At 60.4% G+C, this 18171-nt stretch carries 13 protein-coding genes; 8 read left to right on the forward strand and 5 right to left on the reverse strand.

Going from position 1 to position 18171, the window contains the following annotated elements; genetic code table 11:
• Positions 1-74: 74 nt before the first annotated feature.
• From BMY54_RS15380 to BMY54_RS15390, 3 genes are read right to left on the reverse strand one after another with little or no spacing between them, the layout of a single operon-like run.
• Positions 75-1262, reverse strand: coding sequence for a response regulator cyclic di-GMP phosphodiesterase PvrR (locus BMY54_RS15380; RefSeq protein WP_093434190.1), 1188 nt, complete (start codon positions 1260-1262; stop codon positions 75-77).
• On the reverse strand, positions 1249-4050 hold the full coding sequence (locus BMY54_RS15385) for an ATP-binding protein (RefSeq protein ID WP_093434193.1): 2802 nt from the start codon (positions 4048-4050) through the stop codon (positions 1249-1251). The genes BMY54_RS15380 and BMY54_RS15385 overlap by 14 nt, the downstream gene beginning before the upstream one ends.
• A gap of 54 nt (positions 4051-4104) precedes the next feature.
• Positions 4105-4998: a fimbrial protein gene (locus BMY54_RS15390; protein WP_256573903.1), complete on the reverse strand. Its 894-nt coding sequence runs from the start codon at positions 4996-4998 to the stop codon at positions 4105-4107.
• A 253-nt stretch (positions 4999-5251) separates the two neighbouring features.
• Here BMY54_RS15390 and BMY54_RS15395 point away from each other — a divergent pair, with 253 nt between their 5' ends.
• The 5 genes from BMY54_RS15395 (at position 5252) to BMY54_RS15415 (ending at position 11629) form a co-directional block, all read left to right on the forward strand.
• Complete coding sequence (locus BMY54_RS15395; RefSeq protein ID WP_093434199.1) at positions 5252-6571, forward strand: hypothetical protein; 1320 nt, start codon at positions 5252-5254, stop codon at positions 6569-6571.
• Positions 6572-6799: 228 nt separating this feature from the next.
• Entirely contained in the window at positions 6800-7282 is a 483-nt protein-coding gene (locus tag BMY54_RS15400) for a MarR family winged helix-turn-helix transcriptional regulator (RefSeq protein WP_034154732.1), read from the forward strand.
• A complete protein-coding gene (locus BMY54_RS15405) occupies positions 7272-8741 on the forward strand; it encodes an efflux transporter outer membrane subunit (protein WP_093434202.1) in 1470 nt (489 codons plus the stop codon). The genes BMY54_RS15400 and BMY54_RS15405 overlap by 11 nt, the downstream gene beginning before the upstream one ends.
• 15 nt (positions 8742-8756) lie before the next feature.
• Positions 8757-9959, forward strand: a complete 1203-nt coding sequence (locus tag BMY54_RS15410) for an HlyD/EmrA/EmrK family protein (protein ID WP_008082123.1) — start codon at positions 8757-8759, stop codon at positions 9957-9959.
• 140 nt (positions 9960-10099) lie between these two features.
• Positions 10100-11629, forward strand: coding sequence for a DHA2 family efflux MFS transporter permease subunit (locus BMY54_RS15415; protein WP_016986555.1), 1530 nt, complete (start codon positions 10100-10102; stop codon positions 11627-11629).
• Positions 11630-11809: 180 nt separating this feature from the next.
• Here BMY54_RS15415 and lpxH read toward each other — a convergent pair whose 3' ends face one another.
• Both lpxH and BMY54_RS15425 read right to left on the reverse strand, forming a co-directional pair.
• Positions 11810-12556 (reverse strand): UDP-2,3-diacylglucosamine diphosphatase, encoded by a 747-nt coding sequence (gene lpxH, locus BMY54_RS15420; RefSeq protein WP_093434205.1) that lies wholly within the window; start codon positions 12554-12556, stop codon positions 11810-11812.
• Positions 12553-13059: a peptidylprolyl isomerase gene (locus BMY54_RS15425; protein ID WP_093434208.1), complete on the reverse strand. Its 507-nt coding sequence runs from the start codon at positions 13057-13059 to the stop codon at positions 12553-12555. The genes lpxH and BMY54_RS15425 overlap by 4 nt, the downstream gene beginning before the upstream one ends.
• Positions 13060-13308: 249 nt before the next feature.
• Here BMY54_RS15425 and BMY54_RS15430 point away from each other — a divergent pair, with 249 nt between their 5' ends.
• The 3 genes from BMY54_RS15430 to BMY54_RS15440 all read left to right on the forward strand — a co-directional run bounded on the left by BMY54_RS15430 (position 13309) and on the right by BMY54_RS15440 (position 18012).
• Positions 13309-15006, forward strand: coding sequence for a glutamine--tRNA ligase/YqeY domain fusion protein (locus BMY54_RS15430; RefSeq protein ID WP_093434212.1), 1698 nt, complete (start codon positions 13309-13311; stop codon positions 15004-15006).
• A 21-nt stretch (positions 15007-15027) separates the two neighbouring features.
• On the forward strand, positions 15028-16410 hold the full coding sequence (gene cysS / locus BMY54_RS15435) for a cysteine--tRNA ligase (RefSeq protein ID WP_093434219.1): 1383 nt from the start codon (positions 15028-15030) through the stop codon (positions 16408-16410).
• Positions 16411-16794: 384 nt separating this feature from the next.
• A complete protein-coding gene (locus tag BMY54_RS15440; protein WP_093434221.1) occupies positions 16795-18012 on the forward strand; it encodes an MFS transporter in 1218 nt (405 codons plus the stop codon).
• Positions 18013-18171 lie beyond the last annotated feature (159 nt).

Below are 18171 nucleotides of genomic sequence, written 5' to 3' on the forward strand. Positions count from 1 at the left end.
CCAGCGGTGATGGGGCAGCCTTGGGACACAGTGACCTCGGTAGCGAGCGACGTTCAATAACAGCCACGTGCCGCTCAATAGGCAGTCGCCGGCCCGTCGTGGGTCAGCAAGTGCTGGAACTGATCGGCTGAAACGGCGTGGGAGATCAGGAAACCCTGAACCTGAGTGCAGTCGATTTTACGCAGCAGAGCAAGTTCTTGTGCGGTTTCTACGCCTTCGGCCACCACCGTCAGACCTAACTGGCGACCGAGGCTGACAATGCTGGTCAGTGCTTGCGCGAGTTCGGCGTTGGCATTGCAGCCTTGTACCAGAGCACGGTCGATTTTCAGTTCGGTGAACGGCGCCGATACCAGGTTCATGTATGAGCTGTAGCCCTTGCCGAAATCGTCCTGCGACAGACCAAAACCCTTGATCCGCAAGCGGCACGCGCCGGCGTAGAAATTGCTGATGTCATCGGGCACCGAGCACTCCATCAACTCGAAACAGATCCGCGCGGGCAGGCCTTGATGGGCGAGAACGAAGGCGAGAATGCGGTCGGGCAAGTCGTGGCTGTTGAGTAAGTGCGTGGGCAGATTGACTGACACCGGAATGTCATAGCCTTGTTCGCGCCAGATGGCTTGGGCGGCAATCGCTTGTTTCAGCACGCACCAGAGCAACGGCTCTTCGAGACAGAACGCAATCAACGCTGGCAAAAACACACCGGGCAGCAGCGTGCCATGTTCGGGGTGATTCCAGCGTACCAGCGCTTCGGCGGCTACGATCCGGCCATTGTTCAAAGCCTTCTTCGGTTGAAACCAGGCTTGCAGTTCACCGTTGTCGAGGGCATTGCAGATACTCTGGCGATCGATGCCGGGATGGGTCGCCGCCGGGACGTTTTGGCGCAGCGCCTGCAATTGATCGATCAGGCAGCGCAGGGCGGCGGCATTCACCGGTTTCGAAATCAGCCCGATGACTTTCACTTGCAGGTTGCTCGCCACCAGGCTCGCGCCCATCAGCATCCGTCGTGAGGCGGCGCTCATGATCGCCAGTGCCGGGCGCGAACGTTGCGCGGCAAGTCCCTGAATAAATTGCACACCGTCCATGCCCGGCATCAGCAGGTCGGTGAGCACCAGATCGAAGTCGCGTTGTTTCAGGCAGTCCAGTGCTTCTTCGCCGTCCTTGGCGCACGCCAGATCGAAGTCGCCCAACTCGCTGAACAGGTTCTGCAAGTACAGGTGCTGGAAGGGGTGGTCTTCGACAATCAGAATGCTACAGGGCTTCATGGGCGACTCGTTCGTAGGGAGCCAGGACAGCGAACAAGGCTCGTAGCGTAAAAGGTTTGACCAGGCAGTGATTCATGCCCGCAGCCAGACACAGCGCATCCTCACCACGCAGGGCGTTGGCGGTCGCGCCGATGATCGGAATGCTGCAACCGAGGCGCCGCAGGGCTTTGGCCAGTTCGTAGCCGTTGAGGCGGGGCATGTTGACGTCAGTCAGGACGATGTCGAACGCAGCGTCGGGCCAGAGCGCCAAGGCCTCTTCGCCATCGCTGGCCAGCGCCACCGTGCAGCCCAGTTCTTCGAGCTGATCGCGCAGGATCAACTGATTGATGACGTTGTCTTCGGCCACCAGAATGTGCAGGCGCAACGGACGCATCGCGTGGGGTTCACTGTCTTGCGGGCGGTGAACGATCTGGCCGCTCTGGGCCTGGCGAACGGCGCGTTGGATCGCCAGCAGATCATTCAGATTGACCTGCCAGCCGTCGCCGCTAAATTGCGGCTCATGGGCGCCGTCACCGCTGGCGAGTACGCGCGGGCCACGCCATGCCAGGTTCGGGCGCTGTCCGAAGGCTGCGGGATACAGCTCCAGCAGCAGCGCCGTCGAATCCGGCTCGATGCTATCCGGTGCGCCGATATGCGCGCGGGCGCCCCAGCGGCGCAACCAGCCACTGATGCTGTCGGCCAGTTCGCGTACGGGCGAAACGACATAAATGAGGTCCGCTGCCAAGGGCGGCACAGCAGCGGATGGCGCCTCGCAGGAACGTTGCTCCAGCGGCACGCTCAGGGAAAAACTGCTGCCCAGGCCCGGCTCGCTGACCATGCGCAGAGTGCCGTTCATCAAATGCGTCAGACGTTGGCAAATGGGCAGACCGAGGCCCGTGCCGGCGACCACATTGGTGTTGCCGGCGGTCTGGTAGAACGGCTCGAAAATGAACGCCTGATCGTCATGGGCGATGCCTTTGCCGGTGTCCGAAACCTGCCATTGCAGGCACACGCGTTCGCCTTCGCGAGCGATCAGTCTGACCCGCAACACCACGCGCCCGGAATCGGTGAACTTGACCGCGTTGCTGAGCAGATTGTTGAGGATCTGTCGCACCCGGCTGACATCGCCGATCAAGCGCTCAGGCAGTTGCGGGTCCAGGCAGGCATAGAGTTGCAGGCCTTTGCTTTGCGCGGCGGCGGCATAGCCTTGCACCACTTCGTGCACCAGTTCCGGGACGGAAAACTCGCTCAGCTCCAGCGCCAGTTGCCCGGCCTCGATCTTCGACACATCGAGCACGTCGCAAATCAACTGCAGCAACGTCGCCGATGATCCCTCGATCGCCCGCAGGTAACTTTTCTGCTGAGTGTCCAACTGTGTTCGTGCGAGCAATTCCAGGGTGCCCAGCACACCGTAGAGCGGGGTGCGGATTTCGTGGCTCATGGTCGCCAGAAACAAGGTCTTGGCTTCGTTGGCAGCATCGGCCGATTGGCGTGCCTGTTCCAGCGCTGCTTCGATCTGTCGCCGTGCGCTGATATCGCTAAATGCACAGAGCAACACGTCTTCACCCTTGTAGCGGGTCGGCGCACAGCTCAGGTATAGGTGACGACCGTCGGCGGTCTCGAAGTAATCGGTCAGGCATGGCGTGGTTTCGTCAAATGCATCACGGATCCAGCCCGCGCCCAGTTGCTCGCTGCACTGGCCCAGCCATTGCCGCGCGAGGGTGTTGTCCAGCACCACTTGGCCGTCACTGCGGCGCAGTACGCACAACGCCACCGGCGCGGTCTGAATCACGTCGCGGCTGAACAGTTCGCTTTCCACCAGCGCCTGAATGCGCTGGATCGCCGGGGTGATGAAACGATGCTCCAGACGACGGACCAACAGGCACACCAGGCTGATACTCAACACGCAGAACAGCAGCGCGCCGAGCATTTGCGGCCACAGGGCGCGCAGTACCGCCAGCAAGTCGATGGAGTAAGTCAGCTGCCAGTCCGAGGATTTCAGCTGCTTGCGCAACACCAATTGCTCGGGCAGCCAGCCATCGCCGACGAAGCCGAAGAAATCCTGTTGTCGCAGCAATGGCAGGTTCTGTTCGGGCGGTGGTTTGTGGCTGTTGCTGAACAGCGGTTTGCCTTGTGAGTTGAACATGGTGAACTCGCCGGCGCTGTGGTCGTTCAAGGCGCTGGAGACTTCACGGTCGTCCATTTCCAGGCCGAGCCAGCCGGAGTGGACGTCGCGTTCATCCAGGCGAATGAAGATGTACAGCTGCGAGTGGCCGTCTGCGGCATGGGTCAGCCACAGTTCCGATAATGTCGCCGTGAGCTTGAGCGACTCCAGTTGATCCAGCGTGGCCTGTGGCAATCCGACGACCAGCGGCGTCGCGTTGTATAGCCGCAATACATGACCGCCGTTGCTGACATACAGCAGATTGAGCTGCTTGGCTTTCAGGTAATCGCGCATGCGCTGGGTCAGCCAGATGCTCCATTGCTTGCCCGGCGTTTGCCCCAGCAGCAAACGGATTTCTTCCTCGGACACCGGCACGTTTATTTTCGCCTTGCGTGTGGCCGACAGGCTCAGGCTTTCCAGCAGCGCTTCGCGGGTGGTGAAAAACGTATGCGCCTCAGCGATGGCGCTGCTCATGTAGCTGCGCCGCTGAGAAATCTCATTGTTGAAGGTAAACAGCAGGAAGCTGTAGACGCCGCCGAGAATGCCCACCAGCAGGACCAGGGCAAAAATGCGCAGCAGACGCCGCGCCGCATCGGGCGAGGACAGGAGCGGGCTGATCTGATGGAGGTAGTTCTTCAATCTCATCCCGGCACTCTAGGCAGGGCCGGGAGCGGGGAAAATCAGACGATCCTTAGAATGCTATAGGTAGTTGACGATGAAGGTGACTTCGGTGTTGGCGCTGCCGGCCTTGAGTTCGCCCGTGGGCAGACGGTAGTACGCGGCGGTTAACGGGATCTTGAAATCGGTGCCGGTGGTGGTGAAGGCGTTGAACGGGTAGGTGGTATCGAAGGAAATCGGCTGCCCGACATCGTTCATCAATTGCAGGCCGATGCCGCTGGCGGTGGAGGTGCTGTTGAGGGCGACGATGCCCTTGGTCGCGTCGATGACGGGTGTCGTGGCCTTGAGCGAATAGGTGACTTTCTTGATGCCGGTCTGGCACTGATTCAAGGCGATGTCGAAGCGCACGGTGCGGGGTTTGGCGCCCGCGTCGCTAAAGTCCTGGAGTTGATAGTCATCGCCCATCGCGACCGGGACGGAAGGGGTCTGGCAGGAGGCGGCGTTCAGCACGATGGGGTTCATCAGGTTAAGTTTCGTCAGGATCAGATCATCGCTCTGCAGGCTGCCCAGATACCCCGCGTCGATGTTGACTTTCGACGTCAACTCGCCGGTTTTGATGATTTCCAGACGCACGGAGTTCGCGCCGAAGCCATAGGCGGAGTTGGCGGCGATGGCTTGCAAAGCTGTTTCGTAACGGCTCAGGGCTTGGAACCAGACGCGGTAGGACAGTCCGCTCTTGCCCAGCGGAAAAATACTGTCCTTACTGGTGGCAGTGCCCAGTTCCGGATTCATCTGAATGCCATACAGGGAAATCCTCGAGCAGCTCCAGACATGGCCATTTGAATGCACTGTATCCTGATAGACCACGGTGCCATTGGGTGTGTCGTCAGCAATGGTCAGAGTCGAACTGGCGAGACTGGCGCCAAAATTGAGGGTTTCAGTCTTTGAGTTGACTGCAACACAGCTGCCGGCCATCACGTTCGAGGCGCAGACAAGCAAACTGGCTGCGATACAAAACAGGAGCGGGTGCTGGAGCTTGAAACGCTTCATGAAGGGGTTTACGTAATTGGCCAAAGAGCGGCGTACGTTAAACACGCCGTTTGCCGATGGACATCAGGCGATTCTTAGAACACGCTCCCGCGCCTGCGCAAACGCGGCGATGTATTAGACTCACCGAAGCCTGAAAACCGTGCAGATTGTGCGGCCCCCGGTTCACCAGAGAGGTCATATGGTCCGCTTGAGTATGGTCTTGCTCGGTCACGACTTTGTGCGCAAGCGTTGGTCCGCGCTGGCGTTGACGGGCATTGTCTGGGGCGCGGCCGGTGTGGGCATCTTCATTGATGCGCTGGACGGCGTTCTGTATTTCCCGCTGCATCTCTTCGGTTACCTGTTGTTGCTCGAAGCCCTGATTCTGCTGCTGGTGCCGGCACCGCAAGCCGGGACCGCTGCGGCCCTGCGCAGAGCGCGCGGACTGGCTTTTCTCTTGCTGGGGCTGCTGATCGTCGACCGGCAACACGCTGCCGGGCTGATTCTGGCGGTGCTGTTTGGCGGGGCTTTTTTGCTCGATGGCGGTTTTCGGTTGGCGGCGGCGCTGGTGGTGCGCTTTGTCGGTTGGCGAGTGTCGCTGCTGGCGGGGCTGTTCGAAATCGGCTTTGGCGTGTTTATCCTCGAACCGTATCCGACGCTGTACAAGGGCACGGTGCCGTTCTGCATTGGCATGAGCCTGTTCCTGACCGGTTGCGCCTTGTTGCGGCAAGCCGTGCGCTTCAAAAATCAGTTGCCGCTGACGAATCCTGCTGCAGTGAGTACGCCGGCCAGCAGCGACGCGTTGGTGATTCACGTCTGGACCCCCAGCGGCACCGTCGACGACACCCTGGTGCGCAATCGCCTGCTCAACCGCTACATCGCGGCGGTCGACATCAACGGCGTGATCTCCGCCGGCCATGCGGCACTGGAATGTGGCCCGGACATTTACATCAGCCATTACCCGCAGGACGACATCGATCGTTCGGCGGGGGATTTTGTGCGCTTGCTGCGGGCGACGCCGAACAACGATGTTGCCGGCAGGTTTTTGCCGGACTATGCCGGCGAGGTGGCGGACTGGTGTCCATCCTCAGTGCAGGTCAGTTTTGCTCATTACGACGCCCGGCGCCTGCATGCGTTCTGGACGGAGTATCGGCAGAACAGCACATACAACCTGACCAGCCGCAACTGTTCCAGCGCCGTCGCCCATAGCCTCGAAGCGGCCTTGGAAGGGGCGATGAACCGGGGGCATTCGAGCATGCTGGATTTCGCCCGGATCATTTTCAGCCCCGAGTTCTGGGTTGCCGCGCAAGTGCGCAAACGGGCAGAGGCGATGGCGTGGACGCCCGGACTGGTGCTCGACTATGCGCGAGCGTTGCATGCTGCCATCGAGCCGGCACCGCCGGGCTGGCACAGCATTTATGCGGTGAGCAAGCGGGCCTTTGGGTATGCGGCCACTGCGTTGCGGGGGCGTGAGGTGCATCCTGTGCAGCCGCCACCTGTGCATCCTTCCGACGAATCCTGACTGGCTTCACACCGAGTCGCTCCAATCGCGAGCAGGCTCACTCCTACATTTGAAATGCGTTCCCTTGTAGGAGTGAGCCTGCTCGCGAAAGCGTCAGCGCGGGCGACACAAAACCAACTCCATTGGTCAACTAATTACCAAGCCTCCTAACTATTCCGTTGACATTCGCTGCCTAGGCAGTAACATCTCGACATACATTCACTGCCTAGGCAGTTATTAGGTGAGCAAATGAAGCATTTCACCCCGGACGAATTCAAACACTGCCATCTCGGCCTGTTGCTTGGCCGTGCCGCGCTGCTCAAGGACCGGATCATCGACACCCACATGGAACCCCACGGCATTACCGCCGCGCAGTTCAAGGTGTTGATCATCATGGCCCAGTTCGGCGTCGATACCCCGGCCGAGCTTTGCCGGCATCTGTCGCTCGACAGCGGTTCGATGACGCGCATGCTCGATCGTCTGGAGCAGAAAGACTTCCTTGCTCGCCAGCGCAGCGAAGGCGATCGCCGTCAGGTGCAATTGAAACTGACCGAGCAAGGCCAGCAACTTGCCGATCGCCTGCCGCACATCGGCGCCGACGCAATGAATGAACTGGCCGGCGCCGTCACTCCGGACGAGTTGAAGACCCTGGAATACATCCTCAAGAAAATTCTGCTGGCAGCCGGTGACCCGATCACTATCCAGCGGTTAGGTGAACACAATGAGCGGTAAAACCTTGCGCAGCAGCCTGACGCTGGTGCTGTCGGCGATGATCCTCGCCGGCTGCGCCAACTACAGCGGCCTCGACACGTCGGGCGCGAGCCTCGATGCGAAAAACCTGAAGGTCGGCCAATCCCTCAACGGCGTGACCCTGTCGCCGGCCGCGTGGCCGAAGAGCGACTGGTGGACCAGCCTCGGCGATCCGCAACTCGACGGCTTGATTCGCGAAGCCCTGCACGACAGCCCGGACATGCAGATCGCCGAAGCCCGTGCGCATCAGGCCAGCGCCGCCGCGTATGCCGCCGATGCCGAACGTTATCCGACCCTCGACGCCAGCGCCGGCATCAGCCGTTCGCGTCTGGCCAAGGATCAGGACCCGCGAGGGCAGGGCGATGCCTACGCCACCGTGCGTAACGTCAGCGCCGGGTTCAATTACAACTTCGACCTCTGGGGCGGCCAGCGTGATGCCTGGGAAGCTGCACTCGGTCAGGCCCGCGCGGCTGAAGTTGATCGTCAGGCTGCGCAGTTGACGCTTGCTGCCGATGTCGCCCGTGCCTACAGCGATCTCGGTCAGGCGCACATCGTTTATGACCTGGCGAACGAAGACCTCAAGCGCACCAAGCAGATGCTCGACCTGAGCCAGCGTCGCCTGAGTTCCGGGATCGACAGCCAGTACCAGTTCCAGCAAACACAAAGTCTGGAAGCCAGTTCCGAAGCCAGCCTGATCGATGCGGAAAAACGCCTGAACAGCGCCAAGATCGCCTTGGCCGTGCTGCTCGGCAAAGGCCCGGATCGCGGCAACGAAATCGCCCGCCCGAAAGTCTTGCAAGCCAGCGCTGTCGCCGTGCCGTCGGTGCTGCCGGCGGAACTGCTCGGTCGGCGCCCGGATCTGGTAGCTGCGCGCTGGCGCGTCGAAGCGGCAAGCAAAGACATTGACTCGGCGAAAACCCGCTTCTATCCCAACTTGAACCTGTCGGCCTCGGCCGGTGCCGAATCTTTGTTGGGTGACGCGATGTTCGGTTCGGCCAGTCGCTTCTTCAACATTGCCCCGACCATTTCGGTGCCGATCTTCGACGGCGGACGCCTGCGCGCCAACCTCGATGCGCGCGACGCCGACTACGACCTGGCGGTGGCGCAGTACAACAAAAGTCTGGTGAAAGCACTGGGCGATGTCAGCGACACGATCAACCAGTTGCGTGACATCGGCCGGCAGATCGGTGCGCAGCAACACGCCACCGACATTGCCCAGGATTCTTACAACACCGTCGTCCAGCGTTACGGTTCCGGCATCGGCAACTACCTGGACGTGCTCAGCATCGAGCAGCAACTGCTGCAGGCCCAGCGTCAACTGGCCAACCTCAATGCCGAGCAGATCGACCTGTCGATTCAACTGATGCAAGCGCTGGGCGGCGGCTTCCAGGGGCAGACCCTGACCGCAGCCAACGCCAGCCCAGCCACGCCGCACAACTAATTCAAGGTACTTGTCATGGCCACTGCCGAAAATACCCAAGCTCAAGGCAACACCCCGGACACCGGCAACCCGCGTAAGCGCAAAGTCATGCTGCTGGTACTCGCCGTTGTCGTTGCACTCGCCTGCGCCGGCGTCTGGGCGTATCACGAATTCATCGGGCGCTTTAACGAAAGCACTGACGACGCCTACGTCAACGGCAACGTCGTCGAAATCACCCCGCTGGTGACTGGCACCGTGGTCAGCATTGGTGCTGACGATGGTGATCTGGTTCACGAAGGTCAGGTGCTGATCAACTTCGACCCGAACGACGCTGAAGTCGGTCTGCAAAGTGCCCAGGCGAAACTGGCGCGCACCGTGCGTCAGGTGCGCGGCTTGTACAGCAACGTTGATGGCATGAAAGCCCAGGTCAACGCGCAGCAGGCCGAAGTGCAGAAAGCCCAGGACAACTACAACCGCCGGAAGAACCTGGCACAGGGCGGGGCGATTTCCCAGGAAGAACTGTCCCACGCTCGCGACGACCTGACCTCGGCGCAAAACGCCCTGGCCAACGCCAAGCAGCAACTGAAAACCACCAGCGCGCTGGTCGATGACACCGTGGTGTCGTCGCATCCGGACGTGATGTCGGCCGCTGCCGATCTGCGTCAGGCTTACCTGACCAATGCCCGCAGCACTTTGATCGCGCCGGTCACCGGTTATGTCGCCAAGCGCACCGTGCAACTCGGTCAGCGTGTGCAACCGGGCACGGCGTTGATGGCGGTGATTCCGCTGGATCAGCTGTGGATCGACGCCAACTTCAAGGAAACCCAACTGCGTGACATGCGCATCGGTCAGCCGGTCGATATCGAATCCGACATCTACGGCAGCGACGTGAAATACAGCGGCACCGTCGACAGCCTCGGCGCCGGCACCGGTAGCGCGTTTGCTCTGCTGCCAGCGCAGAACGCCACCGGTAACTGGATCAAGATTGTTCAGCGTGTGCCGGTGCGCATTCACATCAACGCCGAAGAACTGGCCAAGCACCCGCTGCGCGTCGGTCTGTCGACCAACGTTGAAGTGAATCTGCATGACCAGAGCGGTCCGGTATTGGCCCAGCAGCCGCCGCAGAAGGCCTCGTTCAGCACCAATGTTTACGACCGCCAACTGGCCGAAGCCGACGCGATGATTGCGCAGCTGATCCACGACAACAGCGCCGCGGTGAGCAAAACCGCGCAACGCTGAGATCACACCTGACCCTGTGGGAGCGAGCTTGCTCGCGAAAGCGGTGTGTCATTCAGCATTGTTTTGTCTGACAGGCCGCCTTCGCGAGCAAGCTCGCTCCCACAAGAGGGCGGCGTCAACCTGGTTTCATAGGATTCACAATGAGCAATAACGCCTCTTTCACGCCGCCCAGCCTGTTGCTCAGCACTATCGGCCTGTCGCTGGCGACGTTCATGCAAGTGCTCGACACCACCATTGCCAACGTGGCGCTGCCGACGATTTCCGGCAACCTCGGGGTGAGTTCGGAGCAGGGCACCTGGGTGATCACCTCGTTCGCCGTGAGTAACGCGATTGCGCTGCCGCTGACCGGTTGGCTCAGCCGCCGCTTCGGTGAGGTGAAGCTGTTTCTCTGGGCCACGATTCTGTTCGTGCTGGCCTCGTTTCTCTGCGGTATCTCGACGTCGATGCCGGAACTGATCGGCTTCCGTGTGCTGCAAGGTCTGGTCGCCGGGCCGCTGTATCCGATGACGCAAACCCTGTTGATCGCGGTCTATCCGCCCGCGAGGCGAGGCATGGCCCTGGCGTTACTGGCGATGGTCACGGTGGTTGCGCCAATTGCCGGGCCGATTCTCGGCGGCTGGATTACTGACAGCTATAGCTGGCCGTGGATCTTCTTTATCAACGTACCGATCGGCATCTTTGCGGTGATGGTGGTGCGTTCGCAACTGGCCAAACGTCCGGTGGAAACCAGCCGTCAGCCGATGGATTACGTCGGACTGATCACGCTGATCATTGGTGTCGGCGCGTTGCAGGTGATCCTCGATAAGGGCAATGACCTGGATTGGTTCGAGTCGAACTTCATCATCATCGGCGCGGCGATTTCGGTGATCGCGCTGGCGGTGTTCGTTATCTGGGAAATGACCGACCAGCATCCGGTGGTCAACCTGCGGCTGTTCGCCTACCGCAACTTCCGCATCGGCACGCTAGTGTTGGTGCTCGGTTACGCCGGGTTCTTCGGCATCAACCTGATCCTGCCGCAGTGGTTGCAGACGCAAATGGGCTACACCGCGACCTGGGCCGGTCTGGCCGTGGCGCCGATCGGCATTCTGCCGGTGCTGCTGTCGCCGTTTGTCGGCAAGTACGCGAACAAGTTCGACCTGCGTTTACTGGCCGGGCTGGCGTTTCTGGCGATTGGCTTGAGCTGCTTCATGCGGGCGGGTTTCACCAATGAGGTGGACTTCCAGCACATTGCTTTGGTGCAGTTGTTCATGGGTATTGGCGTGGCGCTGTTCTTCATGCCGACGTTGAGCATCCTCATGTCGGATTTGCCGCCGAGCCAGATTGCCGATGGTGCTGGTCTTGCGACTTTCCTGCGGACGTTGGGCGGTAGCTTTGCGGCGTCGCTGACCACGTGGATCTGGATTCGTCGGGCGGATCAGCATCATGCGTATATGAGTGAGAGCATCAGCACCTTCGAGCCGGCGACTCGCGAGACCTTGAATCATTTGGGCGGGGCGAGTCAGTCGGCTTATGCGCAGATGGATCAGATCCTCACCAGTCAGGCGTACATGCTCTCCACCGTGGATTACTTCACGTTGTTGGGCTGGGGGTTTATGGGGTTGATTCTGATTGTGTGGCTGGCGAAGCCGCCGTTTGCTGCCAAGGCAGGGCCAGCGGCTTCCGGGCACTAAGGTCAAGAGCCCCTCACCCTAACCCTCTCCCGGAGGGAGAGGGGACTGACCGTGGTGGATGTTCGGGATACATCGACCTGACAGACTTCAGTCGAACTCAGGTTTTGAACTGCATGCGGTCGGCTCCCTTTCCCCCTCGCCCCCCTGGGGGAGAGGGCTGGGGTGAGGGGGTAGCGATCTTCAGCCGTGCGGCAAAGCCAGCGGCGGGGCGAAGTCGAACGGCGCCAAGGCGTACCCGCTCTCATCCACCTGCAACGCCCACCCCTGACGATCCCAATCCCCCAACACAATCCGCTTCGCCGCTTGTTCACCAAGCTGCAACTTGTGAATCGCCGGGCGGTGGGTGTGGCCATGAATCAAGGTTTTCACGCCAAACGCCTGCATGATCCGCGGAATCTCTTCAGGCGTGACATCGACAATGTCATTGGCCTTCATCCGCGTCTGTGCCTTGCTTTCGCTGCGCAGTTTGCGCGCCAGCTTATGACGGCTGCTCAGCGGCAGATTGCGCAGGATAAACAGCGTGATCGGATTACGCAGATAACGCCGCAGCTTCATGTAGCCGACGTCGCGGGTGCAGAGGCTGTCGCCGTGCATCAACAGCACCGGCTCGCAGTAAAACTGCACGACACTCGGGTCCTTCAACAACGTACAGCCGGCCTGCTTGCAAAAGGCCTTGCCGAGCATGAAGTCGCGATTGCCGTGCATCAGAAAAATCGCCGTGCCGCTGTCGCTCAATTCGCGCAGGGCCTGGCAGATGGAACGCTGGAAGGGCGTCATGGCGTCGTCGCCAATCCACGCTTCGAAGAAGTCGCCAAGAATGTACAACGCACTCGCCGAGCGGGCGCGTCCGGCGAGCAAATCCAGAAACGCCCGGGTAATGTCCGGGCGCTCCTCTTCCAGATGCAAGTCTGAAATCAGCAATATCACGCTTCGATGATCTCGGCTTTCTCGATGATCACGTCGTCTGCTGGTACGTCCTGGTGGCCGGCCTTGGAAGTGGTCGAAACACCTTTGATCTTGTCGACAACGTCGGTGCCGGCGGTCACTTTACCGAATACCGCGTAGCCCCAGCCCTGCACGTTCTTGCCGCTGTGGTTGAGGAAAGTGTTGTCGGCAACGTTGATGAAGAACTGCGCGGAAGCCGAATGCGGCTCCATGGTACGGGCCATGGCAACGGTGTATTTGTCGTTGGAAAGACCGTTGTCAGCTTCGTTCTGGATGCTTGGACGCTTGTCTTTCTTTTCTTTCATGCCTGGTTCGAAGCCGCCGCCCTGGATCATGAAGTTACCGATTACGCGGTGGAAAACAGTGTTTTCGTAGTGACCGGCGTTAACGTATTCGATGAAGTTGGCGACGGTGATCGGCGCCTTTTCAGCGTTCAGTTCGATGACGATGTCGCCATGATTGGTGGTCAATTTAACTTGAGTCATGATCGCTACTCTTTAGAGGAATTCGTGGTTTTGGGACATCGAACCCCAAAACCGGTTCAGCCAGCGTGGGCCAAGGTGCGCAGTTTAGCGTGACAGGCGCGAATTTCGAGGCTGTTTTTCAATTCCCGGCGATTAAATGCGCTCCTTTATAGACCGTGCTCTGTCAGCCCCTTGACAGCATCGGCTATGATAGCGGCTTTGTTTTGTCTGGCCCCCTCTGCGGCCGCGCACATGTAAGTCAAGGATCCTATGAGCAAGCCCACTGTCGACCCTACCTCGAATGCCAAGTCCGGCCCTGCCGTGCCGGTCAATTTCCTGCGGCCGATCATCCAGGCAGACCTGGACTCGGGCAAGCACACCCAGATCGTCACCCGTTTCCCGCCTGAGCCCAACGGCTACCTGCACATCGGCCACGCCAAGTCGATCTGCGTGAACTTCGGCCTGGCCCAGGAGTTCGGCGGCGTCACGCACCTGCGTTTCGACGACACCAACCCGGCCAAGGAAGACCAGGAATACATCGACGCGATCGAAGCCGACGTCAAATGGCTGGGCTTCGAGTGGTCCGGTGAAGTGCGCTACGCCTCGCAGTATTTCGACCAGTTGCACGACTGGGCGGTGGAGCTGATCAAGGCTGGCAAGGCCTACGTCGACGACCTGACCCCGGAGCAGGCCAAGGAATACCGTGGCAGCCTGACCGAGCCGGGCAAGAACAGCCCGTTCCGCGACCGTTCGGTGGAAGAGAACCTCGACTGGTTCGCGCGCATGCGTGCCGGTGAGTTCCCGGACGGCGCCCGCGTGCTGCGCGCGAAGATCGACATGGCCTCGCCGAACATGAACCTGCGCGATCCGATCATGTATCGCATCCGCCACGCCCATCACCACCAGACCGGCGACAAGTGGTGCATCTACCCGAACTACGACTTCACCCACGGTCAGTCGGACGCCATCGAAGGCATCACCCACTCGATCTGCACCCTTGAGTTCGAAAGCCATCGTCCGCTGTACGAGTGGTTCCTCGACGCATTGCCAGTGCCGGCGCACCCGCGTCAGTACGAGTTCAGCCGTCTGAACCTCAACTACACCATCACCAGCAAGCGCAAGCTCAAGCAACTGGTCGATGAAAAGCACGTCAACGGCTGGGACGATCCGCGCATGTCCACGCTGTCGGGCTTCCGCCGCCGTGGCTACACGCCGAAATCGATCCGCAACTTCTGCGAAATGGTTGGCACCAACCGTTCCGACGGCGTGGTTGATTTCGGCATGCTCGAATTCAGCATCCGTGACGACCTCGACCAGACCGCGCCGCGCGCCATGTGCGTGCTGCGTCCGCTGAAAGTCGTCATCACCAACTACCCGGAAGGCCAGGTCGAAAACCTCGAACTGCCGCGCCACCCGAAAGAAGACATGGGCGTGCGCGCACTGCCATTCGCCCGGGAAATCTACATCGACCGTGACGACTTCATGGAAGAGCCGCCGAAGGGCTACAAGCGCCTGGAGCCTGCCGGTGAAGTGCGTCTGCGCGGCAGCTACGTGATCCGTGCCGACGAAGCGATCAAGGACGCCGATGGCAACATCGTCGAACTGCGTTGCTCGTACGACCCGGAAACCCTCGGCAAGAACCCGGAAGGCCGCAAGGTCAAAGGCGTGATCCACTGGGTGCCGGCTGCCGCCAGCGTCGAGTGCGAAGTGCGTCTGTACGATCGCCTGTTCCGTTCGGCCAACCCTGAGAAGGCTGAAGACAGCGCGAGTTTCCTCGACAACATCAACCCTGATTCGCTGCAGGTACTCACCGGTTGTCGTGCGGAGCCATCGCTTGGCAACGCACAGCCGGAAGACCGTTTCCAGTTCGAGCGCGAAGGCTACTTCGTTGCTGATATGAAGGACTCGAAACCAGGTCAGCCGGTATTCAACCGTACCGTGACCCTGCGTGATTCGTGGGGCCAGTGATTCAGCGTCAAGGGAAATAACGTGCTAACGATCTACAACACGCTCATCAAGAGCAAAGAAGTCTTCAAACCGCTGGATGGCAACAAGGTGCGCATGTACGTCTGCGGGATGACCGTGTACGACTACTGCCACCTTGGCCACGGCCGCAGCATGGTCGCGTTCGACCTGGTGACCCGCTGGTTGCGGTTCAGCGGTTACGACCTGACCTACGTGCGCAACATCACCGACATCGACGACAAGATCATCAACCGCGCCAACGAGAACGGTGAATCGTTCGAAGCGTTGACCAAGCGCATGATCGCCGCGATGCACGAAGACGAAGCGCGCCTGAACATCAAGAAGCCGGACATGGAACCGCGCGCCACGGATCACATTCCGGGCATGCACGCGATGATCCAGACCTTGATCGACAAGGGTTACGCCTACGCGCCGGGCAATGGCGACGTGTACTACCGCGTTGCTAAGTTCATGGGCTACGGCAAACTGTCGCGCAAGAAGATCGAAGACCTGCGCATCGGCGCCCGCATCGAAGTCGACGAGTCGAAACAGGACCCGCTGGATTTCGTGCTGTGGAAAGCCGCCAAACCGGGCGAGCCAAGCTGGGAATCGCCATGGGGCGCCGGGCGTCCGGGCTGGCACATCGAGTGCTCGGTGATGTCCACCTGCTGCCTCGGCGAGACCTTCGACATTCATGGCGGCGGCAGCGACCTCGAGTTCCCGCACCATGAAAACGAAATCGCCCAGAGCGAAGCAGCCACCGGCAAGACCTACGCCAACGCGTGGATGCATTGCGGCATGATTCGCATCAATGGCGAGAAGATGTCCAAGTCCTTGAACAACTTCTTCACCATTCGCGACGTGCTGGAAAAGTATCACCCGGAAGTCGTGCGTTACCTGCTGGTGTCGAGCCACTACCGCAGCGCGATCAACTACTCGGAAGACAACCTCAAGGACGCCAAAGGCGCCCTCGAGCGTTTCTACCACGCGTTGAAAGGTTTGCCGACTGTGGCGCCGGCCGGCGGCGAAGCGTTTGTCGAGCGTTTCACCACGGTGATGAACGACGACTTCGGTACGCCGGAAGCCTGCGCGGTGCTGTTTGAGATGGTGCGTGAGATCAACCGTCTGCGTGAGAGCGATCTCGATGCGGCGGCAGGTCTGGCGGCGCGTCTGAAAGAGCTGGCGAGCGTGTTGGGTGTGTTGCAGTTGGAGGCGGATGACTTCCTGCAGGCGGGCGCTGAAGGGCGTGTTGATGCAGCTGAGGTTGATGCACTGATTGCGGCGCGTCTGGCGGCACGGGCCGGGAAGGATTGGGCTGAGTCGGATCGGATTCGTGATCACCTGACGGCGATGGGTGTTGTGCTGGAAGACGGCAAGGGTGGGACTACCTGGCGTTTGGCTGACTGATTGCTGTGTTTGGCTTCAAAACAAAACCCGCCTAGTGCGGGTTTTTGTTTGGCGGCGAGAAAGCCCCTCACCCTAACCCTCTCCCAGAGGGAGAGGGGACCGAATGGGGGATGCTCAAGAAATACGCCGACCTGAACGTGCTGCACCGAATCCATAATCGACTGGTTCTTTCAGGTCGATGTACTCGGACCTGGCCGGCCTGCTCTGAATCCATATTCGACTCCTTTTTTCAGGTCGATGGATGACTCGAGATACCTCGGTCAGCCCCCTCTCCCTCTGGGAGAGGGCTGGGGTGAGGGTTGCTTTTGACGTTCGCGTAGGTCTTGATATCGGCAACGCGTTCAGCCGGATGCTGAGCGGTGACGATCATGTAAGGAAAACACCATGGCCAATCACTACCGCGAGCTGCTAACGACCCCCGGCGCCACCGGGCTAGTGCTCGCGAGCTCTATCGCGCGCTTGCCGCAGGCAATGATCGGCATCGGCATCATCACCATGCTGGTGCAGCAAACCGGGGTGTACTGGCTGGCCGGCGCAGTCGCCGGGACGTTCACCCTGGCCAATGCACTGCTCGGCCCGCACATCTCCAGACTGGTCGATCAACATGGCCAGAGTCGCGTACTGCCCATCGTCACCGCGTTCAGCATTGTCATGCTGCTGGCGCTGATCACCGCCGTTTACCTGAGAGCGCCCGCCGCGGTGTTCTTTGTACTGTCAGCCTTGGCGGGGACGATGCCGAGCATGCCATCGATGATCCGCGCGCGATGGTCGCAGTTGTTCCGGGGCAAGCCGCAGTTGCACACGGCGTTCTCGCTGGACACGGTCCTGACCGAACTCGCGTACATCATCGGCCCGCCACTGGCGATCGGTCTGAGCGTGAGCTTTTTCGCCGAAGCCGGGCCACTGGTTGCGGTCGGGCTGTTGGCCGTCGGGGTCACGGCGTTTCTGCTGCAACGCCAGACTGAGCCGAAGGTTGTCGTCGGTCACGCCAGCCATAGCGGCTCAACCTTGCTGATTCCCGGGGTGCGCACCATTGTTCTGGCACTGTTGGCGATGGGGGTCATTGGTGGAGCAATCGATGTTGCCGTCGTCGCCTTCGCCAATGCGCAAGGCTGGCCGGGGGCCGCGACCTTCATCCTCGCTGCCTATGCGTTCGGCTCACTGGTGGCGGGCCTGACGTTTGGTGCGATGAGGGTTTCGCTGGCGATCGAAAAACAGTTCCTGATCGGGATATTGGTCACGGCGTTCACTGGCGTGCTGCCCATTTTTGCCACGGACGTTTATGTCCTGTCAGCGACGCTGTTTATTGCCGGCATCTCGTTTGCGCCGACGATGGTCGTGGTCATGAAGCTGGGAACGATCATCATCCCGCCATCGAGGATTACTGAGGGGCTGACGTGGATGACCACCGGTATCAGCATTGGCGTTGCGCTGGGCGGCATGCTGGCGGGGCTGGTCATTGATGGCTGGGGTGCACGGGCGGGGTTTGGCGTGGCCATTGGCGCTGGGATCATGATGGTGGTTGTTGTGTTGGTCGGGTTGCGCACATTGGCGGCGGCTTCGGTTGCGCATGTTGAGCCGGAATTTTCGCCCTCACCCTAGCCCTCTCCCCCAGGAGAGGGGACTGATTGGGGGATGTTCACGAGATACACCGACGTGAACGATGTGTGCCGAATCCATAATCAACCGGATATTTCAGTTCGATGCATCCCGCCAGACACCGCGGTCAGCTCCCTCTCCTTTGGGAGAGGGCTGGGGTGA

It is taken from the genome of Pseudomonas sp. ok266 (assembly GCF_900110195.1).
GTDB classification, from domain to species: domain Bacteria; phylum Pseudomonadota; class Gammaproteobacteria; order Pseudomonadales; family Pseudomonadaceae; genus Aquipseudomonas; species Aquipseudomonas neuropathica.

Excerpts from the sequence above, each read along its gene's own strand:
- BMY54_RS15415 (WP_016986555.1), top strand. The coding sequence starts at position 10,100 with ATGAGCAATAACGCCTCTTTCACGCCGCCCAGCCTGTTGCTCAGCACT.
- BMY54_RS15400 (WP_034154732.1), top strand. The coding sequence starts at position 6,800 with ATGAAGCATTTCACCCCGGACGAATTCAAACACTGCCATCTCGGCCTG.
- BMY54_RS15390 (WP_256573903.1), bottom strand. The coding sequence starts at position 4,998 with ATGGCCGGCAGCTGTGTTGCAGTCAACTCAAAGACTGAAACCCTCAAT.
- BMY54_RS15410 (WP_008082123.1), top strand. The coding sequence starts at position 8,757 with ATGGCCACTGCCGAAAATACCCAAGCTCAAGGCAACACCCCGGACACC.
- BMY54_RS15405 (WP_093434202.1), top strand. The coding sequence starts at position 7,272 with ATGAGCGGTAAAACCTTGCGCAGCAGCCTGACGCTGGTGCTGTCGGCG.
- BMY54_RS15395 (WP_093434199.1), top strand. The coding sequence starts at position 5,252 with ATGGTCCGCTTGAGTATGGTCTTGCTCGGTCACGACTTTGTGCGCAAG.
- BMY54_RS15440 (WP_093434221.1), top strand. The coding sequence starts at position 16,795 with ATGGCCAATCACTACCGCGAGCTGCTAACGACCCCCGGCGCCACCGGG.
- BMY54_RS15430 (WP_093434212.1), top strand. The coding sequence starts at position 13,309 with ATGAGCAAGCCCACTGTCGACCCTACCTCGAATGCCAAGTCCGGCCCT.
- BMY54_RS15380 (WP_093434190.1), bottom strand. The coding sequence starts at position 1,262 with ATGAAGCCCTGTAGCATTCTGATTGTCGAAGACCACCCCTTCCAGCAC.
- BMY54_RS15425 (WP_093434208.1), bottom strand. The coding sequence starts at position 13,059 with ATGACTCAAGTTAAATTGACCACCAATCATGGCGACATCGTCATCGAA.
- BMY54_RS15385 (WP_093434193.1), bottom strand. The coding sequence starts at position 4,050 with ATGAGATTGAAGAACTACCTCCATCAGATCAGCCCGCTCCTGTCCTCG.